Source organism: Agrobacterium bohemicum (genome assembly GCF_002896715.1).
Taxonomy (GTDB): Bacteria; Pseudomonadota; Alphaproteobacteria; order Rhizobiales; family Rhizobiaceae; genus Agrobacterium; species Agrobacterium bohemicum.
Genome location: NZ_PGEL01000021.1, coordinates 44,773 through 63,242 on the forward strand (window position 1 = coordinate 44,773; position 18,470 = coordinate 63,242).

Here is an 18,470-nt window from a genome sequence, read left to right on the forward strand (position 1 = left end):
GTTAGCCTCCCAATTGAAAGAGTTCGGCGTCCATCGGACGCAAGTCATGCGCAACGTCGAACGCGAAATCGATCTGATCGATGATGTCCCGATTGAGGTCCGCACCTGGAGCGATCTCCGTGAGGACGAGCGTTTGGCCGTAGAGCTTAAATACGGCCCGCTCTGTAATGATGGTCGCTTCCTGGCCCCGTTCTGAGATGCCTCGGGAGAGCGGATAGGTGATTTGGTCGACTTTCTGGACGAACTTTTTGATCCGTCCTTCTTTGCGAATCTCGATGCCCGCGTCAGAAACCAAGACATCAAGTCCCGAAGTGGTTAGCGTCCCCACAAAAACGAGCCGTTTTGCGTTAGTTGCTATATCTATGAAGCCGCCAGATCCGGGGCTAAAGCCGGAGAATTTGCTGACATTGATATTCCCGACCTGGTCAAGTTGCGCAAACGACAGGGCGGCAAACGCACAGCCGCCGCCGTCGATGAAGTCGAACTGAGAAGGGCCATCTATTAGCGCCTCGGGATAAAGATTGGCGGAAAACTGCCATCCGCTCATCACGATCCCGCCAAATACGCCGTGTTCGGTCGTATGGCGATAGCGGCGGATGCCGCCGTCATTAAACTTGCCTCCGTCAGCGAGAACTAGAGGGATATTGGTCGCCGCGCCAAAACCGAAAATGGAGACCTCGCCCTCCTTCAACTCATGTGCTGCTCGTCTCGCAATCACCTTGTCGATACCCGCNGGGTATAGAGCGCTGAAGCTCGAAGGATCGAAGGAGCCACCGAGATAGCGAGCATCGAAGTCGACATCTGTTGTCATTTGCCCTTGTGCAACGACGATGTAGTCGACAAGGGCCGCAGGAATATTCATGTTCGCCGCCGGCATCAGGCCGGCCGGCACAATCTCGCTCACTTGAGCAATCACTTTGCCGCCGGAGGCTTTCACTGCGAGGGCCAGGGCAAGGGTGGCGGATTGGAGCGGTTCATTGCAAAGAGACAGATTGCCGAGCTCATCTGCGAAGCTTGCGCGCAGGAGGGCGACGTTCAACGGGAACGTCGGATAGNAAAGGTATTCCTTTCCGTCGAATTCCCGCAGCTGAACGAGATTGTCTTTCGTGCGCGAGTTCATCTTGCCGCCTTCTTGGCGGGGGTCGATAAAAGAACCGAGGCCCACTTCAGTGAGATATCCGGGGCCGCGTCGAGCAACTTCGCGAAGCCAGTGCATCGTAGCACCGATCGGCCATGCGTAGGCTTCCACCTCGTTCTCAATGATCATTCGCATCATTTCCGCGCGACGACCCGTTCGGGGGTTGAGCGGATTGATGAAGTTCCCGCCAATCACACGCTTCAGCAGCCCTGGGACGGCTACGTGGTCCATCCCCTTGATCTCAAGAGCATCACCGACGCCAACCGGGAAATAAAAGGTAAGATTGCCGGGGCCGTTTTTGGTGAGGAAATTGTGAGCAATACCCTCAAGCAAGTGATCCGGAACTAGCCATCCAATAACACCGACAGAGCCTACAGTATCACCATCACGGATGACTGACAAAGCTCGGTCCAGATCGACAATCTCAGACATCGTGTCGAGCCTGTTTGGGCTGGCGGAAGCGATCGAATGTCTTTTGGGCATCGCTCGAAGTTGCATTCTCACNAAACAGTCGATTGGCCTCGAAGTCCATCGTCTCGGATTTCTCCATCGCGTAGGTAGAGAAGAACCTTTTGGTCGCCTTGACCGCGGGTCCAGGAAGCTCGCCGATGCGCCGCGCCAGGGCGGTCGCATACTCGGTCGTTTTCCCGGGATCGGTTACGTAGTCAACCAGGCCCAGTCGTCGTGCTTCGTTGCCGTCGAGCGAGTCTAGGCCAAAGCAAAGTCTGCGTGCCTCCACCAAGCCGACGCGGTTAATAATCGAGCTGATACCCCACGGTGTCAGCCAACCGATCGGAACTTCTGGAAGGCTCCANTTTGCATCGGTACTCGATACGACGAGATCGCAACATGTGGCGAGCGTAAACCCACCACCAATGGCGAAGCCCTCCACCGCAGCGATTACAGGCTTGTCAATGAAGCCGATCAGACGCCCGAGGTCGCCGCATTCCTGTTCGAATCGACTGATCTGGCGAATGTCCATCTCGCTGATATATTTCAGATCGCTTCCCGCGCAGAATCCTGGCTCTGCACCCCGAAGAACGAGCGCGGAAATCTTTTGATCGTCGGCGAAGCACAGCAATGACTTACGAACTCCTTCGACCAGATTTTGGTCCATTGAGTTTCTTCGGAAAGGCCGCTGTAGGGTGATTGTGCCGACGGTTCCTTCGATCCCAACCTCAACAGACTCGTTTCCCTTCCACAGATGGACTTCCATATCTTTGATCCTTGTTCGCTGCATCACATGGAAAGACGCGTTTCTCGGAGAAACGCAATTTGTAAAATGTTTGTAGTATCCTACTAGGATACAGTCAACAGCTTTGTAACGTGCTACGTAGGTTTTAGCGCGGGCCGGACGGTGCCGCTGCCAATAATTTGGAGGGCAGATGCCGCAAAAATCTGAACCTGGTGCGCAAGATCCGGTAGAATCCCAAGCGGAATCTGCTCATCGCAAGCTTGAGGAGTTGATTGTCACGCTTGAGTTGCCACCGGGAAGCAAATGGAGCGAGGAAAGTTTGGGAGAGTTGATCTTGATCGGCAGAACCCCGGTGCGCGAGGCGGTTAAGCGGCTCCAAAGTGACTCGCTTCTGCGAATTATACCCAAGCACGGCGTGATGGTGGCGGAAATCGACCTACAACAACAACTACTAGTTATTGAGCTTCGCCGGGAACTCGAGCTCTTCATAACTCGCCGCGCCACGCGAAGAGCTTCGTATGAAGAGCGGGTGGCTCTTAAAGAAATGGCCGAGGCTATGGAAACGGCTGGTATATCCGATGTCCACTCGTATCTCCGCCACCTTTTCGACGTGAACCGAACCGTTGCTCGGCTGGCTGGAAATCCGTTTGCGGAAAAAGCGATTTCGCCGCTCTTAGCGCTTTCGAGGCGGTTCTATTTCAAGTTCTATCCTGAGCTGCGCAACCTTGAGGTCGTCGGCCGACTTCACGCAGCGCGCGCTCGCGCGATCGCTGAGGAAAAGGAAGATGAGGCCCTAGCGATCGCGACAAGCCTCATGAACGTCGTGGAAGAGTTCACGCACAAACTCTTCTACAAGAGTGTGGGCGTGTTGAAGCGATAACTCGCCAAAGCAATTGGCGGCGGCTGGACGCCGCCGCCGCGCGACCTATTGGGAGATTTGCTCTAGGGAAAGACCCTTAGTCTCAATTCCCATGATCCAGATGGTCAGAGCCGCAACGACGAAGCAAATGGCTCCTCCAATGAAAATGCCGCCCTGGCCTATCACAGGCNAAAGAACGCCTATCCCCAGCGGACCAATGATAGAGCCGAGCCGACCGACCGAGGACGCGACCCCCGCTCCGGTCGCGCGCGTTCTCGTCGGATAAAGTTCCGGTGTATAGGCGTAGATGATGCACCACATGCCGAAGAAGAAAAACTGCATCGCAGCGCCCGCAAGGACGACCTGCTCAACAGGAAGTTTCAGTGAGGCACATTGACCATATACGTAAGCGCTGGCAGCACATCCAAACAGCATCACGACAGCCGCTTTCTTGCGCCCGGCCCATTCCAGAAACCATGCCGCAAAGATGAAGCCTGGTATGCCCGCTGCGGACATGATGACGGTGTAGATGATCGATTTCGAAACCTCGTAACCGGATTCCTGAAGGAGCGCGCCCAGCCAGGATGAGAGCCCGTAGTAACCGACCATCGTAAAGAACCACACTGTCCATATCATGAACGAACGCTTGCCATATGTCTTGTTCACGAGTTCGGACAGCGTTGTCAGAACTCCCAGGTTCCTGCCCGACACGAGGTCCACGTCGGCCGTGATTTCGTCGACAGCAACAGCGGGGAGTTCCGCGCCCTGGAGGCGCTTGCGAACTTGATCTTCAATTTGCGAAATCACGCGATTTGCATCCTCTCGCCTCCCGTGACTTTCAAGCCAACGAGGCGATTCCGGCACGAAACGCCGGATGACCAGCAACGCAGCCGCTGGTACCGCCAGAATGATGAATACTCCTCGCCAGGAGACCAAGGGCAATGTGAAATATATCAAGATGCCGGCAAAGACATACCCGACAGGAAGAAATCCCTCCAAAATTGCAGCATATTTGCCGCGTTGCTGCGATGGTATGAATTCGGACACCATTGCCAAAGCGACCGGAAGCTCCATTCCCATGCCGACACCGAGGATAATTCGGTAGATAAAGAGGTCGTTGTAACCTGACGACAGTCCACAGAGCAGGCTCCCAAGGCCCCAGACGATCATGCTGACCTGAAAGACGGGTTTTCTGCCAAATCGATCCGCTGCAAGACCAGCGATCGACGCGCCAAAAAACATCCCAATAAAGCTTGCGCTTGCAACAAAGCCGGCCTGCGCTGTGGTTAATCCGAGGTCACTCTTGATGGACCCTAGCATGAAAGTCATCGCCGCCAGATCCATGGAGTCAAAGAGCCAGGCGGTTGCGATAATTAGAAAAATGAAACGTTGGTAGCCGGTGAGCGGTAGCCGCTCGAGTCTGGCAGCCACGGTCGGCTGCGCCTTTCGCGTCGTAATTGTCATGANTTTCCTCCCAAAGAAGTGCCACCCTGAGTCCCGAGGGCGGATCCCAGAACTATAATGTATTTGTAGTATCTTACAAGTGTCCAACGATGATCCATCGCGAGTGGATCGCTTCTTCATAGGGAGATGAACGCGTTTGTCGCTCCAGACTTGGGCTGCCTCGCATGAGCTCGTTCGTAGTTTGGGATTTCCCGCACCGGGACTGGCCTGACGCCTAATAATACGCCCAAGCGTGGAAGTTTTGCTCAGGGGATGCCGAAGTTAAATGGGTGGTCGCCGCTGCAGCATTGCATTGCTTCAACTTTGTCCGGAGCCGACAGCTCTGGACCAAGCATCACCTCGCCGCGCCTCATTCAGGACGCGATAGAGCGAACCATACCAAAGGAAGGATGGGGCTAAAGGCGCGGCCCGGCCGCTTTTGCGTTGATGCCAGGGGTCTACGAACAAAATACATTGTAATGTCAAATGTCTCGCTTCACCTTAACGCCATACCGGGCTGTAAACATCNAAACAGCACCGTCTACAGCTTCTTCCCTATCGGGCAGCTCACGTGTGGCTGCGCCGATCGACATGACATAGGGCCAGAAAGTCATCTCGAGGAGAAGGCCGAAGAACTGGTGGGCAGCGAGACTAGGATTGTTACAGGTCAACAATCCCTGCACGTCGAGACGCATGATTTCGCTAGTCAGAGAAGCGAGAAGCGGTCCCTTGCCGACTTTATAAAATTCGTGACCGATCCAAGCTGCGTGGCGGGATTCTGCGATTACCAATCGGGTGAAATCCACCTGTTCGAGGTTGTCAACGAAAGCCAGTGCCCGATCGGCAAAAATACGCAAAACTTCCGCGGCGGAGGCCTTCGGCGGAAAGGTTTCAGCTTCAAGGTCGCTGTGGCCTGCGATACTCGACCAATGGTCATTTAAAACGGCTTTGAAAATCGCCTCTTTGCTTCCGAAAATGTTGTAAAGCGTTTGCCGAGAGACGCTCGCCTTCTTCGCGATCGTATCAAGATTGACGCCATCGTAGCCCTTTTTAAGAAAGAGCTGGCGAGCTGCCTTTATGATTGCGGGCGTCGATCCATTTTCAGATTTGCGATGTTTCCGATCCATTTGGCTCAGGCAACCCTCTCCTCGCTTGTATTGTACAATATAGTACATCTTAACCGAATTAATGCAAACCAAGAGAAAGCGGGACTTTCGCCGTCACTAGCCCTTTTTCAAAATTTGGCTTTACAGTACAGTCTAATTTTGCAATGATGACATGAGACGAAATATGGTTCCGGCGCGTTCGATAAGGCTTACCGGCCGGTCCATCGCCTGCCGTTTCCCGATGAACTCANTTTGAGGAACCCGTATGCAATATGCAACTCAGCAGAAGATGGGACACTATTCGATCACCAAAATCAGCGAGCAAGAGCTGTTAAGCTTCGCTCCCGGGAAATTGTTTCCGGAGCTTGGAGAGCAAGCGGTCGATCCAGCTCTTTTTCCCCCCACGCNTTTGTCTCCGGCTGGCAATGCCCGCCTTAGTATCCATAGCTGGCTGATTAGTGACGGTAGTCAGAACATTTTAGTCGACACCGGAGCAGGTGCGAAGAAATCCAGGCCCTATGCGCCGTACTTCGATAGTCTGACCCCGCCTTTTCTCGAGCGGTTACAAGCGGCTGGGGTAAGGCCTGAAGACGTCGATGTCGTTCTGCTAACTCACCTCCATGTTGACCACGTGGGGTGGAACACGGTGTGGGATGGACAAATCTGGCGCCCCACCTTTCCGAACGCGCGTTATATTTTTAGCGCTGACGAATACAGGTTCTTCTCGGCGCCGGAAAATCAGATTGACCGCCACCGGACCAGCTTTATGGCGCGCGCAGACAGCGTCGACCCTGTCGTCGAGTCTGGACAGGCGATAATGGTTTCCGTTGACGGAAGCGAGGTGCTGCCCGGAATTCGTTATCTTCCAACACCCGGCCACAGCCCGTTCCACGCTTCTATTGCGGTCGAAACCGGAGAAGGTGTAGCGCTTTTTGCCGGCGACACCTTACACCACCATGCGCAGGTCCTGCGGCCAGACGTTAACTCCATATTCGATGCTGAACCTGNAAAAGCGCAGCAATCGCGCCTGCGTTTGCTGGAGTGGGCGAGCGTTCCACAAACGGTTCTCTTCGGTGCTCATCTGGCTGGCACATCCGTCATAAGGATCGCGAAAACGTCCGAGGGATATCGCTGGCGCGAGGCCTGAGGTCTCGCTTCCAGACGGGTTCGATAGCTATGCCAGTTACTCAATCTCTACCGCAATACGAGCTTTGGCGAACAATTTCTCGCCTTTGTGGTGTTTCCTGGCAGTGACGCCCGCTTTGGCCCCGTCGAAATTTTTCGTATGGCAGATGCCCACCCAGAGATCATCTGGTCATGGGGAGCGGTCTCGTTTCTCTTCCTGACGCTGCTGTTCGTCGTAATCATCGTCATTTCTCGCAGATCGTTCTGCTTTTTCGCGTCGTTTCATAGGGGGGCCGCCATGGAATATCCTCAAAGAGGTATTCATTGGAGCAAGCTGACCGCTCCGGAATTGAGCGCCTTGGCAAAGGACCACGCCGTTGTGGTTGTTCCGATTGGTTCTACCGAACAACACGGGCCGCATCTTGTAACGGGAACCGACCACGTCCTTGCAGCCGCTGTGTGCGAATGAGCGGCTAGGCAACTGGTAATTCAGACCTCCCTTGCGTGGTGACCCCTGGTCTGGACCGGTGTTGCGCACCACCATGCGGATTTCGGTGGCACCTTTACACTCAGCAAGGCGACATTCGCACGTCTGTCCGAAACGCCGGCNTTTCGAAGATCGTGCTGGTCAATGGCCATGGCGGCATTATGGCCGGGCTGTCGGTCGTGGCGACCGGGATCGCGACGGTCGTGGGCATGCCTGTTTACACGACGGCCTACTTCATAGGGCCGGCGAGAGAAATCGCCCAGGTGTTGGAAGAACAGAAAACCTGCAGCATGCCTGTGAAGGCGAAACGTCGATAATTGGGGCATTCCATCCCGCTGATGTAAGAAATAGTCAATTATGCGATGGACCCGCGTTCAGTTTGCAGACGACGCTACAACCAACTCTGCGGACGTTCGAACCGTTTCCAGACTGACGTCCAACGGCTTTTTAGGTTTCACCACGAACGTGTCGCCCGAAAAAGGACTACGTCTGCCTGATGCTTGCGCATCGGTTCTTGGGGGCTCGATCAGATATTTCGGACCAGCCATAAAGGTGCCATTTGAAAGAACGCGCTTTGGGTGCATCCCTTTTCCTTATTCAGAAACCTCGTCTACCGTCAAACTATGTTCCCGTTCAGCCCGGATGGCTATTGTGCCGCTCGATAGGGTTGTCGCCCGTGGTTGTCTGGAAAATCCGATTTTACAACTTGCGCTCTGACGGCATGCGGATACATCTGACGACGAGCCGAGCGGACAGGCAATTCTTATGATATCGGGGAAGGGCACGGACTTAGTAATTTGCTGGTCTCGATTCCAAAACCGAGCCTAACGCTCCGGACGTCTGGTGGCAAAGAAGCGCCTGACACTTGCTTGGCTTCGGCCGGCACTCGACTCGACCGTCCTGCATAGGCCAGCGCGCTCCGCGATTGGCGGTCCATAGTCTGCTCGCGCGCGGATCATCGTTCGAGAGAGCTGAATTTTAGGTGGGGACGAGCCAGGCGGCAGCACCGCCTAGCTCGATATTACCGTAAGCAGGATCACACACTTATGATGATCTTGCCACGCGCCCTGCCAGAGGCTTGGCGCCCGAAGGCTTCTGCGAACGAGGTAATGGGGNAAACACCATCGATCAGGACCGATTGGCCCATTGCGCGCATCGCCTTAACCAGATCCGAGAGCCGCCCGGCGTTCGATGTATGGAACACGAATGTACCTTCGACCTTGTGGGCCGTCGCCAGTGCTTGGTCAGGCGGAGAGACCGTCGAAACCAGCTTGCCGCCACTGCGCAGCACGTCGAAGGAGCGCTGCTGTGTCTCCCCGCCAATGGTATCCAGCACCACATCGATGTCCGAAACCTTGGTGGCAAAATCCTCGGATCGATAGTCGATGACCTGATCGGCACCCAGTTCGCGCGCGATCTCCACACCGTCTCCCGACGCGCTGGCGATGACGCGGGCGCCAAGCCCTCTGGCGAACTGGATGGCGACACTTCCGACACCCCCGGTACCGGCATGCACAAGGACGGTCTGGCCGGCCTTAAGATCCGCGATCTCTACGAGAGCCTGCCAAGCAGTCCCTGCAGCGGTTGGCAATCCCGCTGCGCTGTTGAAGTTCAGATCTTGCGGAAGAAGCACAAGCTGATCTTCGGGAACGATGGCGTAGTCGGCAAAAGCGCCACCCTTGGTCGGATCGAGCCGTGCCATAACCCGATCGCCGACCCGCCAGCGTGAGGTCAGGGAGCCAGTCTTTTCGATTGTGCCGGCGAGGTCCGTACCCATCTGCGACGGAAAGGTCAGGGGGAAGTAGGCGTGGACCCGACCAAGTTGAAGCTTGACGTCGAGCGGGTTTAAGGCTGCCGCTTTAACGCGCACAAGCANCTCGCCATGATTCGGCTCGGGGATGGCTACGTCTGTCAGGGCAGGGGTTTGCTCGTAATCGGAGAGTATGATCTGTTGCATTGTCAGCTCCTAGTTCTTGACCGGCCAAGCGNCCATCTGGGCAAACCAGCCCAGCCAGTCCTCCATGTGCCGAGTGTGGGTGATCCGGCCGTTCTCGAAGGCGTGGAACTCATGGATCGGAAGCGAGAATTCGCGGCCGGTCGGGGCGACCCCGAACCAATCCGCGACGTGACGACCAGTGATGACGGCCCGGACGGCAGCCTTGTCCGGCCCGCCGATCACATCGACGATCTCGATCTTGATGTCAGCAAACGCCTCCGAAAAGGCGGCGATCATGGGCTTGAATCCATTTCGGCCCGCTGCCTGGCCCGGTGCAAGAGGGATGTCGTGCCAATCCGCAACGACGCTTGCGTCGAGGAGATCAGGGTTTCCCTCAAACGCCTTGTAGAAGGTACGAAGCGTCTGTAGATCTGCGGTGCTTATTCCGCTGTAAGATGGCTGTCCGTTGCTCATAGCGAACTCCTTGGTTGGCGATAAGCAACAGTACGCTCCACGATTTCATCGTTGAAATCGATATCAGGTATGCGATAACATCCACGACATGGATTTACATGGCATTGACCTGAACCTGCTTGTTGCCTTTGATGCGCTCATGGCCGAGCGAAGTGTAACGCGCGCAGGCGTGCGGATCGGGCGGACGCAGCCGGCCATGAGCGCCGCGCTATCGCGTCTGCGTGCTCTCTTGCAGGATGAGTTGTTTATCCGTGGCCCAGTGGGGTTGCAGCCAACGCCGCGCGCGCTTGACCTCGCCGAACCGCTTGGCCATGCGCTGGCGGAAATCCAGCGAACGCTGGAGTTTACGCAGGTCTTCGACCCCTCGAAGTCAACGGTCACACTCTCGATTGGGCNTTCCGAGCACGCAGCGTTTGTCGTCCTGCCAAAACTGCTTGCCAGCCTGCGAGTTGAGGCGCCGGGTATCGTTCTGCGAATTCGCAACTTCGATCACCGCGACGCCGTCATCTCGCTTCTGGATTCCGGGGAGGCAGATCTCACCGTCGGAGTTCCCCACANCCCGGCCGGTCGCATTTTGAGCGCAAGTTTGTTCGAGGAGGGTTTCGTCTGCATTGTTCGCAAAGACCATCCGCACGCCGACACAGAGCTGACGCTCGACGCTTTTCTTCAGATGTCACACTTGCTTGTTTCCCCCGAAAACGAGCGGTTCGGGATGGTCGATGCCGCGCTTGGGAAGCTGGGATTGCGGCGGCGCCTTGCGTTAACGCTCCCGCAAATGTACGCCGCGCCGCCGCTCGTCGCGTCGTCCGACCTGATAGCAACGCTGATGAAGGGCGTCGTCGAAGCATCCGGGTATCGCGAACAGCTTCACGTTCTGAAGCCGCCATTGGAACTTGGCACGGCGACGTTCGACATGGCATGGCATAGGCGCAACGACGTTCACCCCGCGCAGCGATGGCTGCGTGAGGTGATCGGGTCACTCTTTGAAAAGGCCGCCTCCTAGACTGGCGACTACCGGAGGATAGACGGCTTTCGCGGGCGTAGCTCGCCTCATTCCTGGCCGCGGAGTTGCCGGGACGCGCGCGACCAGTCTTCAACGTGATATGTCCGATATACTCTACCATCTTGGACTTCGTGGACATCGATGGTCATGATCCGGAAGGCGCGACCCGACTGGGCGACGCCGAGAAACTCGCCGACAGGTGTGCCTTGAGCTTCGCTGCGAACAACAACCTTGTTCCCCATCGTGACAACATCCAGGATCTCGAAGCTGAAATCCGGTACCTTGGCGATCCGGGCGCTCCACCTCGCGATCGTTGCTTCGCGGTCATCGCATGCATTGGTAGAACCGCAATTCTGCCAATCCTTTGTCGTTCCGCTTTCAAGATGAACGCGCACATCTGCGGGTGACGCCGCGGTGAGTGCGTTATAGACAGGCCGCACGATCTCGATCGCCTGTTCGACAGATAAACTGCCCTGTGTAGCTGGAGATGGCGCTGCCAACGCAATGACCAGGCCGGCGGTTTGCAGGATGTCGCTCATGGATATGTTCCTTTGGCAAAGGTAGGATCTGCTCGCGGTTGCGTGTTCGGGAACACTTCCGAGCGTTTGGCGATGATCATGTTATGGACGCTTGGGCTTCATCAGGTCGGCTATCCCGAGTCTCTCGAAGAACGAAAGCTGCCTGGCACCGATCAAGGCTTCGATCTCGTCCGTCCCTTTGCCTTGTGGGTCGATCGAAATCCTGAACGGCTTTTCTCCGAACGGAAGATCGAGGACATCCTTCACAGCCTTGCCAACGGATTCGACAGTCAGACCGAGGNTTTTTTCGGCATCCAGTACCTCAAGGGCTGTGCCGAGGCCGCGAAGACGATCCGGAAGCTCACCGTATTGGCTGACGACGGCAAGGGTCTCCGGCCCATNGGCGCCCGCGAAATGTTCCGTGCCGGATGTAAAGGCGCCGGGCACAACGATGACACTCTCGATGCCAAAAGGTGCGGCTTCGAAGCTCATCGCTTCAGCCAGAGCCTCGCCCGCCGCCTTGCTGGCGATATAGGGTCCGATGAAGGGCTCATGGATGCGCGAAGTCGTGCTGCCAATATACACAAGGACGCCTTCTTTCTGCCGGCGCATGATTGGCAGCGCTGCCCGGTTCACCCGAAGCCAGGAGATCGCGTTGGTGTCTAGAATCCTTGCCATTTGCGCAGGCGTAAAGGCTTCGGCAACACCGACCATCAGCATGCCCGCATTGTTGACGACCACGTCGAGACGGCCGGTCTCCAGAAGGACCTGATCGAACGCTGCTCTTATGCTCTCCTCCGAGAGGACATCGAGCTCGAGCGCGCGCAGGTCGACCTGCTTTTCTGCCGCAAACCGCGACAGCTGTTCGACACGGTCCTGGTTTCGCTCCTTGAGAGATCGCATCGAAGCGTAGACAATGTGGCCCGCGATGGCGAGCGCCTTGGCGACGGCGCGACCGATGCCGGATCCGGCGCCAGTGACGACGATGACTTTCTGATGCATTTTAACTCTCCTCAAGCCAAGCCGCCATTGGCGCGCACGACCTGTCCATTGACCCATCCAGCTGCGTCGGACAGAAGAAAGGCGACGACCTCGGCTATGTCGTGCGGTTGACCAAGACGTTTGAAGGGCGCTGCTTCTGCCATGCGGTCGATCTCGGCCTGGCTCTTACCCGTGACAAACAATTCGGTTTCGACTGGGCCGGGAGCCACGGCGTTGACGGTAATCCGTCGGCCTCCAAGTTCCTTGGCAACGACACGTGTAAGAGCCTCGATGGCGGCTTTTGTAGCGTTGTAGATGCCGTAGCCTGGAGGGTTGAGGGCAAGCGTGGTGCTGGACATACTGACGATCCGGCCACCGTCGATGATCCGTCGCGCGGCTTCGCGCATGCCGTTGATTGTGCCCCGAAGGTTCGTATCAAGTTGTTCGGCGAGCTGCGCCTCGTTCAGATCCTTCATCAAAGACGGCCTGATGAGCCCTGCGCTGCTGACCAGCGCGCGGACATTGCCATAGGCATGCTCCGCCTGATCGAAAAGATCCTTCATTTCGGATGCCGATGAAACGTCGGCCCGAACCGCGTTGGCACGCCCACCTCGTCCGACGATCTCTGCGACGACAGAGGCCGCTTCGTCATGATTGTTGGCGTAGTTGACGACAATGTCCCAACCGTGTGCGGCAAGGAAGCAGGGCGGTGGCGCGACCGATACCGCGCGACCCGCCCGTGACGACTACTGANTTTTGCATAGCACACCTCCTTTAGGCTTTTGTTCAGCCACCCTAGGAAGTTTCTTTTTCAAGATAAAATCGACTTATCGTATAAGCCACAATCCATGCCGTTTATAATAGCGTCACCCAGTCATTCATCTATGTTCATTGGTATCACTTCTCGCTCGCTCGGCGCGCAAAAGCCGATCGGCAAAGTAGCGCGAAGGCGTGGTCCCAAGCGCTTTCCTGAACATGACGATGAAGGCCGTCGTCGATTCGTACCCTAAGTCGCCTGCCACCTGCTGCACAGTCGCACCTCCGGCAAGTTCTCGCAGCGCGATGACAAGATGTAGCTGACGCCGCCAACGGCCGAAGCTCAATCCTGTTTCTTGGACCATAAGCCTCTTTAACGATCGTTCGCTGACGGCGACATGCTCAGCCCATTGGCCGAGCGTTCGGCGGTCGCTCGGGTCTGCCAACAGCGCCGCAGCTATCACGGCGATCTTTGGATGATCAGATACCGGTAGCTCCAGCCTTTCCCGCGGCATCAGCGCGAGCTCATCCAGCATAACCCGCACGAGCCGATCAACGTGAGTGTCGCGCGTTTGATTTCCCGGTAGGTCCGCTACCCGATGTATCATCTCTCGAAGCATCGGCGATACCGAAAGCGTGCAGCATTCAGCCGGAAGCATGGCCGCGCCGGGCTCGACAAACAGATAGGTCAGACGAGCATTGGATGTGACCTGGTTGCTGTGAGGAACGCCACCCGGTATCCAGACTCCACAGTCGGGTGGGACGATCCAGACCCCACTTTCCGCTCTACATGTCACCGCTCCATGGAGCGCCAGAATCAGTTGGCCCTGCGGGTGCTGGTGCTGCACCCCCTCGGCTTCATAGTCGGCGAAGTCCATCCTGATTGCCATCGCTGGCCCGCGCAAGAGGCTTAGATTTATCGCGGTACCACAAGGTGGCTTATTGGAAGGTTGGCCCGATTTCGAGATCATATGGCATTATCTCCACTTTTGCTCGCGCCGCAATCCTTTAGGCTCCTGCTTGAGCAACTTCAGGAGATCACCCATGCGTATAGCTGTGGTTGGCGCGACCGGCAGGATCGGCGCCAAACTTACCGAGAAACTCTTGGCCAGTGGCCATTCCGTCAAAGCTCTCTCGAGAGGAGGACCGGCCCTAGATGCACTTGTCGCNAAAGGAGCAGAACCGTTTATTGGCAGCTTTGACTCAGGTGCTGGTGATCTCAACAGGTTCTTCGAAGACGCTGATGCTGCGTTTTTGATGGTCNAAACCATTTGGGGCTCGGAGGACCTCCATGGACACTACCCTACGGTAGCGCTTCGGTTTTTCGACACGCTTCGGGATTCCCCTGTGAAGTTGGCCGTAAACCTGACCGGGATGGGATCCGAGGTTAGCGGAAACACCGGCCATTTCCAGGGCTTCTATATGCTGGATCAGATCCTCAACCGACTACGAGCGGTCAAATTGGTGCACCTTCAGGCAGGCTGGTTCATGCAGGACCTGGCCGGGTGGGTCCACTCGATCGCGCAGCACGATAGTATCGGCTGGTCGCTTGACCCCAACGTCAAAACTCCTTGGGTCTCAATTCAGGAAATCGCGGATCTCGCGGCGAAGGAGTTCGACACGCCGACTGACCAGCACCGATCGGTAAAGCAACTGGGCATTGATTACACGATGACCGAGATCGCCGTGATTATCAGCCGGGCACTCGACAGAGAGGTGGGCTATCGCTTCATCGACAGGAACGATCGCGAAGTCGAGGCGGTCTTCCGCGAGAGGTTCGGAACGCTCGGACGGTGGGTCTACGATAATGACACCTTGGCCGCTCTTAACGATCGGCGTGTAAAGTTTCACGATGATCGTCCTGCGCTACGCACGACAATGAAAGAATTCGTCGAAGACACCCTGAGGCCGCTGATCGAGATGACGCGGATAGATAGCGTCAAACCAGAGACCTTCCTAACGTGGAGCTCACAGGGTTAGAGCTGTCAGAGATTTGGCGGGGAGCGGACGGCGGTGGCCGAGCCCATGACAACGATCAGGCATTTCGATAATCCGCCACCCGTTAGACCCGATTGCGAGAGAGAATGGCAAGAAAACGCAAGTCCAACGCACATCAAAGGGTGACAGTAACCCTCGTCCCGCCTGAACGACTCTGGATGCTGACTTGTCCACCATGGTTGGTGACAATCTGCTTCGCGAGGGTTAGGCCAAGCCCCGCGCCCTGGCTTCTCGGTGTGACGCGGTAGAATGGCTGAAAAACCAACTCCTGATGCTCAATTGGTATGCCAGGTCCCTCGTCGGTGACGGTGATCTCTCCACTTGCAATGACGGACACCTCGATCGTTCCTCTTCCATTGCAATGGTCAATCGCATTACGGACCAGGTTACCGATCGCTCTGGTCAACGCAATGGTGTTGCCCTTGCGAGGGAGCGCATCCAGCCGGCTATGAAATGAAATTTCATAGCCGGCTGCGATTGCGAGAGGCGCAAAGTCTGCAACGACGGTACGCGCAACCGTCACCAGATCAACCTCTTCCTCAAGGTCTACCGCTTGGTCGTTGCGTTCGAAGTCAAGTAATTGTTCTGCCGTGTCAGCCAGGCGTGCCACATCTTGCAACATGCGTGTGCGCTCCAAACCATCTGACATGCCGTCGATGCGCGTTTGCATAATGGCGATGGGTGTTCTCAGCTCATGAGCAGCGTCAATCAAGAACCGTTGGCGTTTCTTAAATTCGGTTTCAAGTCTTTCGAGAGCTTCGTTGAACGCGATGACCAACGGAGTGACTTCGCCCGGAATTCCTTCAACCGGAAGCCGGCTGCCGTGGCGATGGGGGTCGATTTGCGCTGCCCTCTCGGCGACATCTTTGATCTTTGCAAGCCCACCTCCCACGATAATCGGTACTGCAGTGNAAATGGCTGGAAGGGCCATCGCAAGCAGCGACACATAGATCGGATAGGCCCGCCCGAGCAAGGCCAGTAAGGGGGAGCCTTTTCCAGCAATGCCACCGAAAAATACTCGCACTTCACCGAGAGTCGTGGAAACATCATCAATTGATGCGATCTCCTTGATTCCGTCCGCCCCACGAATATCAGCGGCCCTAATGAGGTAGGTCATAGGGGCAATCGCGGCATATGGTNGGGGGATTGCTCCCAGAGAGATGAACTCGCCATCCGGGGTGGCGGCTACAAACCACAGACGGCTGTTCTCTTCCATCAGCGTCCGAAGTGAGACGGTTTCCTCGAGTTCAAGCTGGCCGCGGCCGTTCCGCCTGATCGATTCCGCAACAGCATTCTTGACCTCGCTCTCCATCGCGATATTGGGCGACATGACCATCGTGCCATACATCGATAGCCCAATGATTGCAGCGCCAATCACAATGCTGATCACCAGACTGAGTCGCCAGCTTAGACGCCACCAAAGCGATGGGTTCGTTGATCGATATGCGCTCATCATTCTTCTTTCAGGAGGTAGCCAACACCACGGATGTTATGGATCGTCGCACCCGCCTCGACATCCGACAATCTCTTGCGCAATCTCGAGATGTGGGCGTCCAGCGCGTTTGATTGTATCTCTTCTTCATAATTATAAACCGCCCTCTCGAGCGTGGCCCTGAGAACGGTTCTACCCTTGCGTTTTGCAAGCGCCTGGAGAACCAAAAGCTCCCGGCGGGGAATATCGAGCGTGTCGGTTTCGATTTTGACTGTAAGGTTCAACGGGTCGATCAACAATCGCCCAACCTTGATATCTTGATCGACCACGCCAGAGGGGCGTCGTAACAGCGCGCGGACGCGCGCCATAAGTTCCTCGACCAGAAACGGTTTTCCAAGATAATCATCCGCACCGAAATCGAGGCCCGCCACCCGTTCCATCGGCTCGTTTCGGGCGGTAAGTACAATGATTGGCGTATCATTGCCTGCACGCCTTAACACCGGGATGAATGTCAGTCCCTCTCCGTCCGGCAAACGCCGATCCAAAAGGATGGCGTCGTAGTCANTTTGCAGAACGAGCTCATGGGCATCGGCGAGGTGCATCGTGTGATCGGTAACGATCCCGTGCTTTGACAGCGCAGCCGATAGCGCTGTCGCAAGTTCCCTTTCGTCCTCGATCAAAAGAAGTCTCATCGTTGNCCCGCATCCTCGCCTAGCAGCAGTGTCGCCAAGAACATTGCAGCAGCATTACGAGGATAAAAAGATCGAGGTAATGTTGCTGCAATTGTCGAACCTCATCGTCCACCCACAGACGCGGCACCAGACGGCTTGATGTGCGCTGCTCTATCACAACGAGGTCGACCTGATGGCATCCAAATGGAATAGAATACTCATGATAACCGCAGTGCTTCTTGGCGGCATCTATTGTTCCGTCGCTTTGATCGGCCCTGCACGGGGAACGAGCGTTGCGAACGAACGACTGCAGAAGGTGGTGACCGCGCATGTCCGTGGCGGGACAATACCGTTTGAACTGTCTCCAATGGAAGTCGCTACAATTCAGCCGGCCGTGCTCGTTGAGCGGCTCAGGGTAACGGGCGAACTTCGACCCTCACGTCTCGTAGAACTACGTGCCGTTAGCGGCGGCAGGATAACCCATTCAAACATTCGGGAAGGACAGGCCGTAAAGGCCGGTGACGTCTTGATCGGGTTTGAATCGAATGACCTTCAGGCCGGTCTGAAACAAAAGGAGGCGGACCACGAAGGCGCAATCGCCGNAATGGTGCTTGCCATGCAGTCGCTCAACCGGATTGAGCAACTTGCGAGCAAAAGTGTCGCAAGTCAGGACCAACTCGACAAAGCACGTGGCGAGGTTGGGGCAAGAAAAGCCCGGCTGGATAGCCTTGCCGCCCAGGTCGAAATAGCGCGAACAGCGTTGCAGAATGCCGAGATTCTTGCTCCCTTTGACGGCGTGATATCCAAGCTTTCGGTCAATCAGGGTGCGCAAATCGCGGCAGATGCGGAACTTCTCACCCTTGTCGACGTGAGCGATATGGAAGCCAGGGTTCTGATTTCGACGCAAGAGGTTACGCGTGTCGCTGAAGGACAGGTCGTGGACCTTCAGGTCGATGGCATCCNAAAGCAGGTGATCAGGGGAAAGGTCGCTCGGACCAGTCCGGTCGTGGACGACGGTAGCCGCTCGGTGGCTGTCCATATTCGTCTGTCAGGCAATGGCTACCACTTCAAGGGAGGCATGTTTGTCCACGGCTCAATCCTGGTCCGGCAGACTGAAGATGCAATTGCCATTCCTGTCGCCTCAATTCGGGGAGGCGATAAAGACGCTCATGTTTTCAAACTGGTGGACGGCATTCTCATCCGCCAGCCGGTGAGCGTCATCTCAAGGTGGGATGATAACCAGATGGCCGAGGTCTCTGGTCTTGCGCCCGGCGACATGATCGTAATGGCGCCACTTGCCGAGCTGCAGCCGGGCCTTGTCGTCACAGTCGCGAAGGTGGGATAACTT

Annotated in this window: 19 protein-coding genes; 7 read left to right on the forward strand and 12 right to left on the reverse strand. The window is 56.3% G+C overall.

The window, feature by feature from the left end; all coding sequences use genetic code 11:
* Position 1: 1 nt before the first annotated feature.
* Together CUC55_RS06585 and CUC55_RS06590 are read right to left on the reverse strand one after the other, a co-directional pair.
* Entirely contained in the window at positions 2–1,636 is a 1,635-nt protein-coding gene (locus tag CUC55_RS06585) for a CoA-transferase (RefSeq protein WP_425352764.1), read from the reverse strand.
* The gene (locus CUC55_RS06590; RefSeq protein WP_425352780.1) at positions 1,563–2,378 is read right to left on the reverse strand and encodes an enoyl-CoA hydratase/isomerase family protein; all 816 of its coding nucleotides are present in this window, start codon (positions 2,376–2,378) and stop codon (positions 1,563–1,565) included. Before CUC55_RS06590 ends, CUC55_RS06585 begins: the two co-directional genes overlap by 74 nt.
* A 145-nt stretch (positions 2,379–2,523) precedes the next feature.
* Between CUC55_RS06590 and CUC55_RS06595 the strand changes: the two genes are divergently transcribed.
* The gene (locus tag CUC55_RS06595; RefSeq protein WP_067650018.1) at positions 2,524–3,213 is read left to right on the forward strand and encodes a GntR family transcriptional regulator; all 690 of its coding nucleotides are present in this window, start codon (positions 2,524–2,526) and stop codon (positions 3,211–3,213) included.
* A gap of 45 nt (positions 3,214–3,258) precedes the next feature.
* On the opposite strand, the gene CUC55_RS06600 is transcribed toward CUC55_RS06595, so the two are convergent.
* Positions 3,259–4,776, reverse strand: coding sequence for an MFS transporter (locus tag CUC55_RS06600; protein ID WP_425352765.1), 1,518 nt, complete (start codon positions 4,774–4,776; stop codon positions 3,259–3,261).
* A 341-nt stretch (positions 4,777–5,117) separates the two neighbouring features.
* Complete coding sequence (locus tag CUC55_RS06605) at positions 5,118–5,810, reverse strand: TetR/AcrR family transcriptional regulator (RefSeq protein ID WP_103087340.1); 693 nt, start codon at positions 5,808–5,810, stop codon at positions 5,118–5,120.
* A 220-nt stretch (positions 5,811–6,030) separates the two neighbouring features.
* On the opposite strand from CUC55_RS06605, the gene CUC55_RS06610 reads away from it, so the two are divergent.
* From CUC55_RS06610 to CUC55_RS06620, 3 genes are all read left to right on the forward strand, one after another.
* Entirely contained in the window at positions 6,031–6,888 is an 858-nt protein-coding gene (locus CUC55_RS06610; RefSeq protein ID WP_425352781.1) for an MBL fold metallo-hydrolase, read from the forward strand.
* A gap of 138 nt (positions 6,889–7,026) precedes the next feature.
* Complete coding sequence (locus CUC55_RS23200) at positions 7,027–7,335, forward strand: creatininase family protein (RefSeq protein ID WP_067650029.1); 309 nt, start codon at positions 7,027–7,029, stop codon at positions 7,333–7,335.
* 152 nt (positions 7,336–7,487) lie between these two features.
* Positions 7,488–7,670 carry a hypothetical protein gene (locus tag CUC55_RS06620; RefSeq protein ID WP_067650032.1) on the forward strand — a complete coding sequence of 61 codons (183 nt, stop codon included), beginning with the start codon at positions 7,488–7,490 and terminating at the stop codon, positions 7,668–7,670.
* A gap of 719 nt (positions 7,671–8,389) precedes the next feature.
* On the opposite strand, the gene CUC55_RS06630 is transcribed toward CUC55_RS06620, so the two are convergent.
* Positions 8,390–9,310 carry an NADP-dependent oxidoreductase gene (locus CUC55_RS06630; RefSeq protein ID WP_103087342.1) on the reverse strand — a complete coding sequence of 307 codons (921 nt, stop codon included), beginning with the start codon at positions 9,308–9,310 and terminating at the stop codon, positions 8,390–8,392.
* 9 nt (positions 9,311–9,319) lie between these two features.
* Positions 9,320–9,763: an ester cyclase gene (locus tag CUC55_RS06635; protein ID WP_103087343.1), complete on the reverse strand. Its 444-nt coding sequence runs from the start codon at positions 9,761–9,763 to the stop codon at positions 9,320–9,322.
* Positions 9,764–9,851: 88 nt separating this feature from the next.
* Between CUC55_RS06635 and CUC55_RS06640 the strand changes: the two genes are divergently transcribed.
* Positions 9,852–10,766, forward strand: a complete 915-nt coding sequence (locus CUC55_RS06640) for a LysR family transcriptional regulator (protein WP_103087344.1) — start codon at positions 9,852–9,854, stop codon at positions 10,764–10,766.
* 47 nt (positions 10,767–10,813) lie between these two features.
* On the opposite strand, the gene CUC55_RS06645 is transcribed toward CUC55_RS06640, so the two are convergent.
* The 4 genes from CUC55_RS06645 to CUC55_RS06660 form a co-directional block, all read right to left on the reverse strand.
* Entirely contained in the window at positions 10,814–11,305 is a 492-nt protein-coding gene (locus CUC55_RS06645) for an ester cyclase (protein WP_067650046.1), read from the reverse strand.
* 81 nt (positions 11,306–11,386) lie between these two features.
* On the reverse strand, positions 11,387–12,343 hold the full coding sequence (locus tag CUC55_RS06650) for an SDR family oxidoreductase (protein ID WP_425352766.1): 957 nt from the start codon (positions 12,341–12,343) through the stop codon (positions 11,387–11,389).
* Positions 12,298–12,942 carry an SDR family oxidoreductase gene (locus CUC55_RS06655; RefSeq protein ID WP_342585720.1) on the reverse strand — a complete coding sequence of 215 codons (645 nt, stop codon included), beginning with the start codon at positions 12,940–12,942 and terminating at the stop codon, positions 12,298–12,300. Before CUC55_RS06655 ends, CUC55_RS06650 begins: the two co-directional genes overlap by 46 nt.
* A 201-nt stretch (positions 12,943–13,143) precedes the next feature.
* On the reverse strand, positions 13,144–13,992 hold the full coding sequence (locus CUC55_RS06660) for an AraC family transcriptional regulator (protein WP_067650052.1): 849 nt from the start codon (positions 13,990–13,992) through the stop codon (positions 13,144–13,146).
* Positions 13,993–14,065: 73 nt separating this feature from the next.
* On the opposite strand from CUC55_RS06660, the gene CUC55_RS06665 reads away from it, so the two are divergent.
* Positions 14,066–15,001: an NmrA family NAD(P)-binding protein gene (locus tag CUC55_RS06665; protein WP_103087346.1), complete on the forward strand. Its 936-nt coding sequence runs from the start codon at positions 14,066–14,068 to the stop codon at positions 14,999–15,001.
* 133 nt (positions 15,002–15,134) lie between these two features.
* Here the strand turns inward: CUC55_RS06665 and CUC55_RS06670 are convergent, their stop codons facing one another.
* Both CUC55_RS06670 and CUC55_RS06675 read right to left on the reverse strand, forming a co-directional pair.
* Complete coding sequence (locus CUC55_RS06670; protein WP_210200669.1) at positions 15,135–16,472, reverse strand: sensor histidine kinase; 1,338 nt, start codon at positions 16,470–16,472, stop codon at positions 15,135–15,137.
* A complete protein-coding gene (locus CUC55_RS06675) occupies positions 16,472–17,143 on the reverse strand; it encodes a response regulator transcription factor (protein WP_103087348.1) in 672 nt (223 codons plus the stop codon). The genes CUC55_RS06670 and CUC55_RS06675 overlap by 1 nt, the downstream gene beginning before the upstream one ends.
* A gap of 346 nt (positions 17,144–17,489) precedes the next feature.
* Between CUC55_RS06675 and CUC55_RS06680 the strand changes: the two genes are divergently transcribed.
* Positions 17,490–18,467 (forward strand): efflux RND transporter periplasmic adaptor subunit, encoded by a 978-nt coding sequence (locus CUC55_RS06680; RefSeq protein WP_425352782.1) that lies wholly within the window; start codon positions 17,490–17,492, stop codon positions 18,465–18,467.
* Positions 18,468–18,470: the final 3 nt, after the last annotated feature.

Bases quoted from the DNA above. Each gene is read 5' to 3' on its own strand.
- CUC55_RS06595 (WP_067650018.1), top strand. From the start codon at position 2,524: ATGCCGCAAAAATCTGAACCTGGTGCGCAAGATCCGGTAGAATCCCAA.
- CUC55_RS23200 (WP_067650029.1), top strand. From the start codon at position 7,027: ATGGCAGATGCCCACCCAGAGATCATCTGGTCATGGGGAGCGGTCTCG.
- CUC55_RS06645 (WP_067650046.1), bottom strand. From the start codon at position 11,305: ATGAGCGACATCCTGCAAACCGCCGGCCTGGTCATTGCGTTGGCAGCG.
- CUC55_RS06660 (WP_067650052.1), bottom strand. From the start codon at position 13,992: ATGATCTCGAAATCGGGCCAACCTTCCAATAAGCCACCTTGTGGTACC.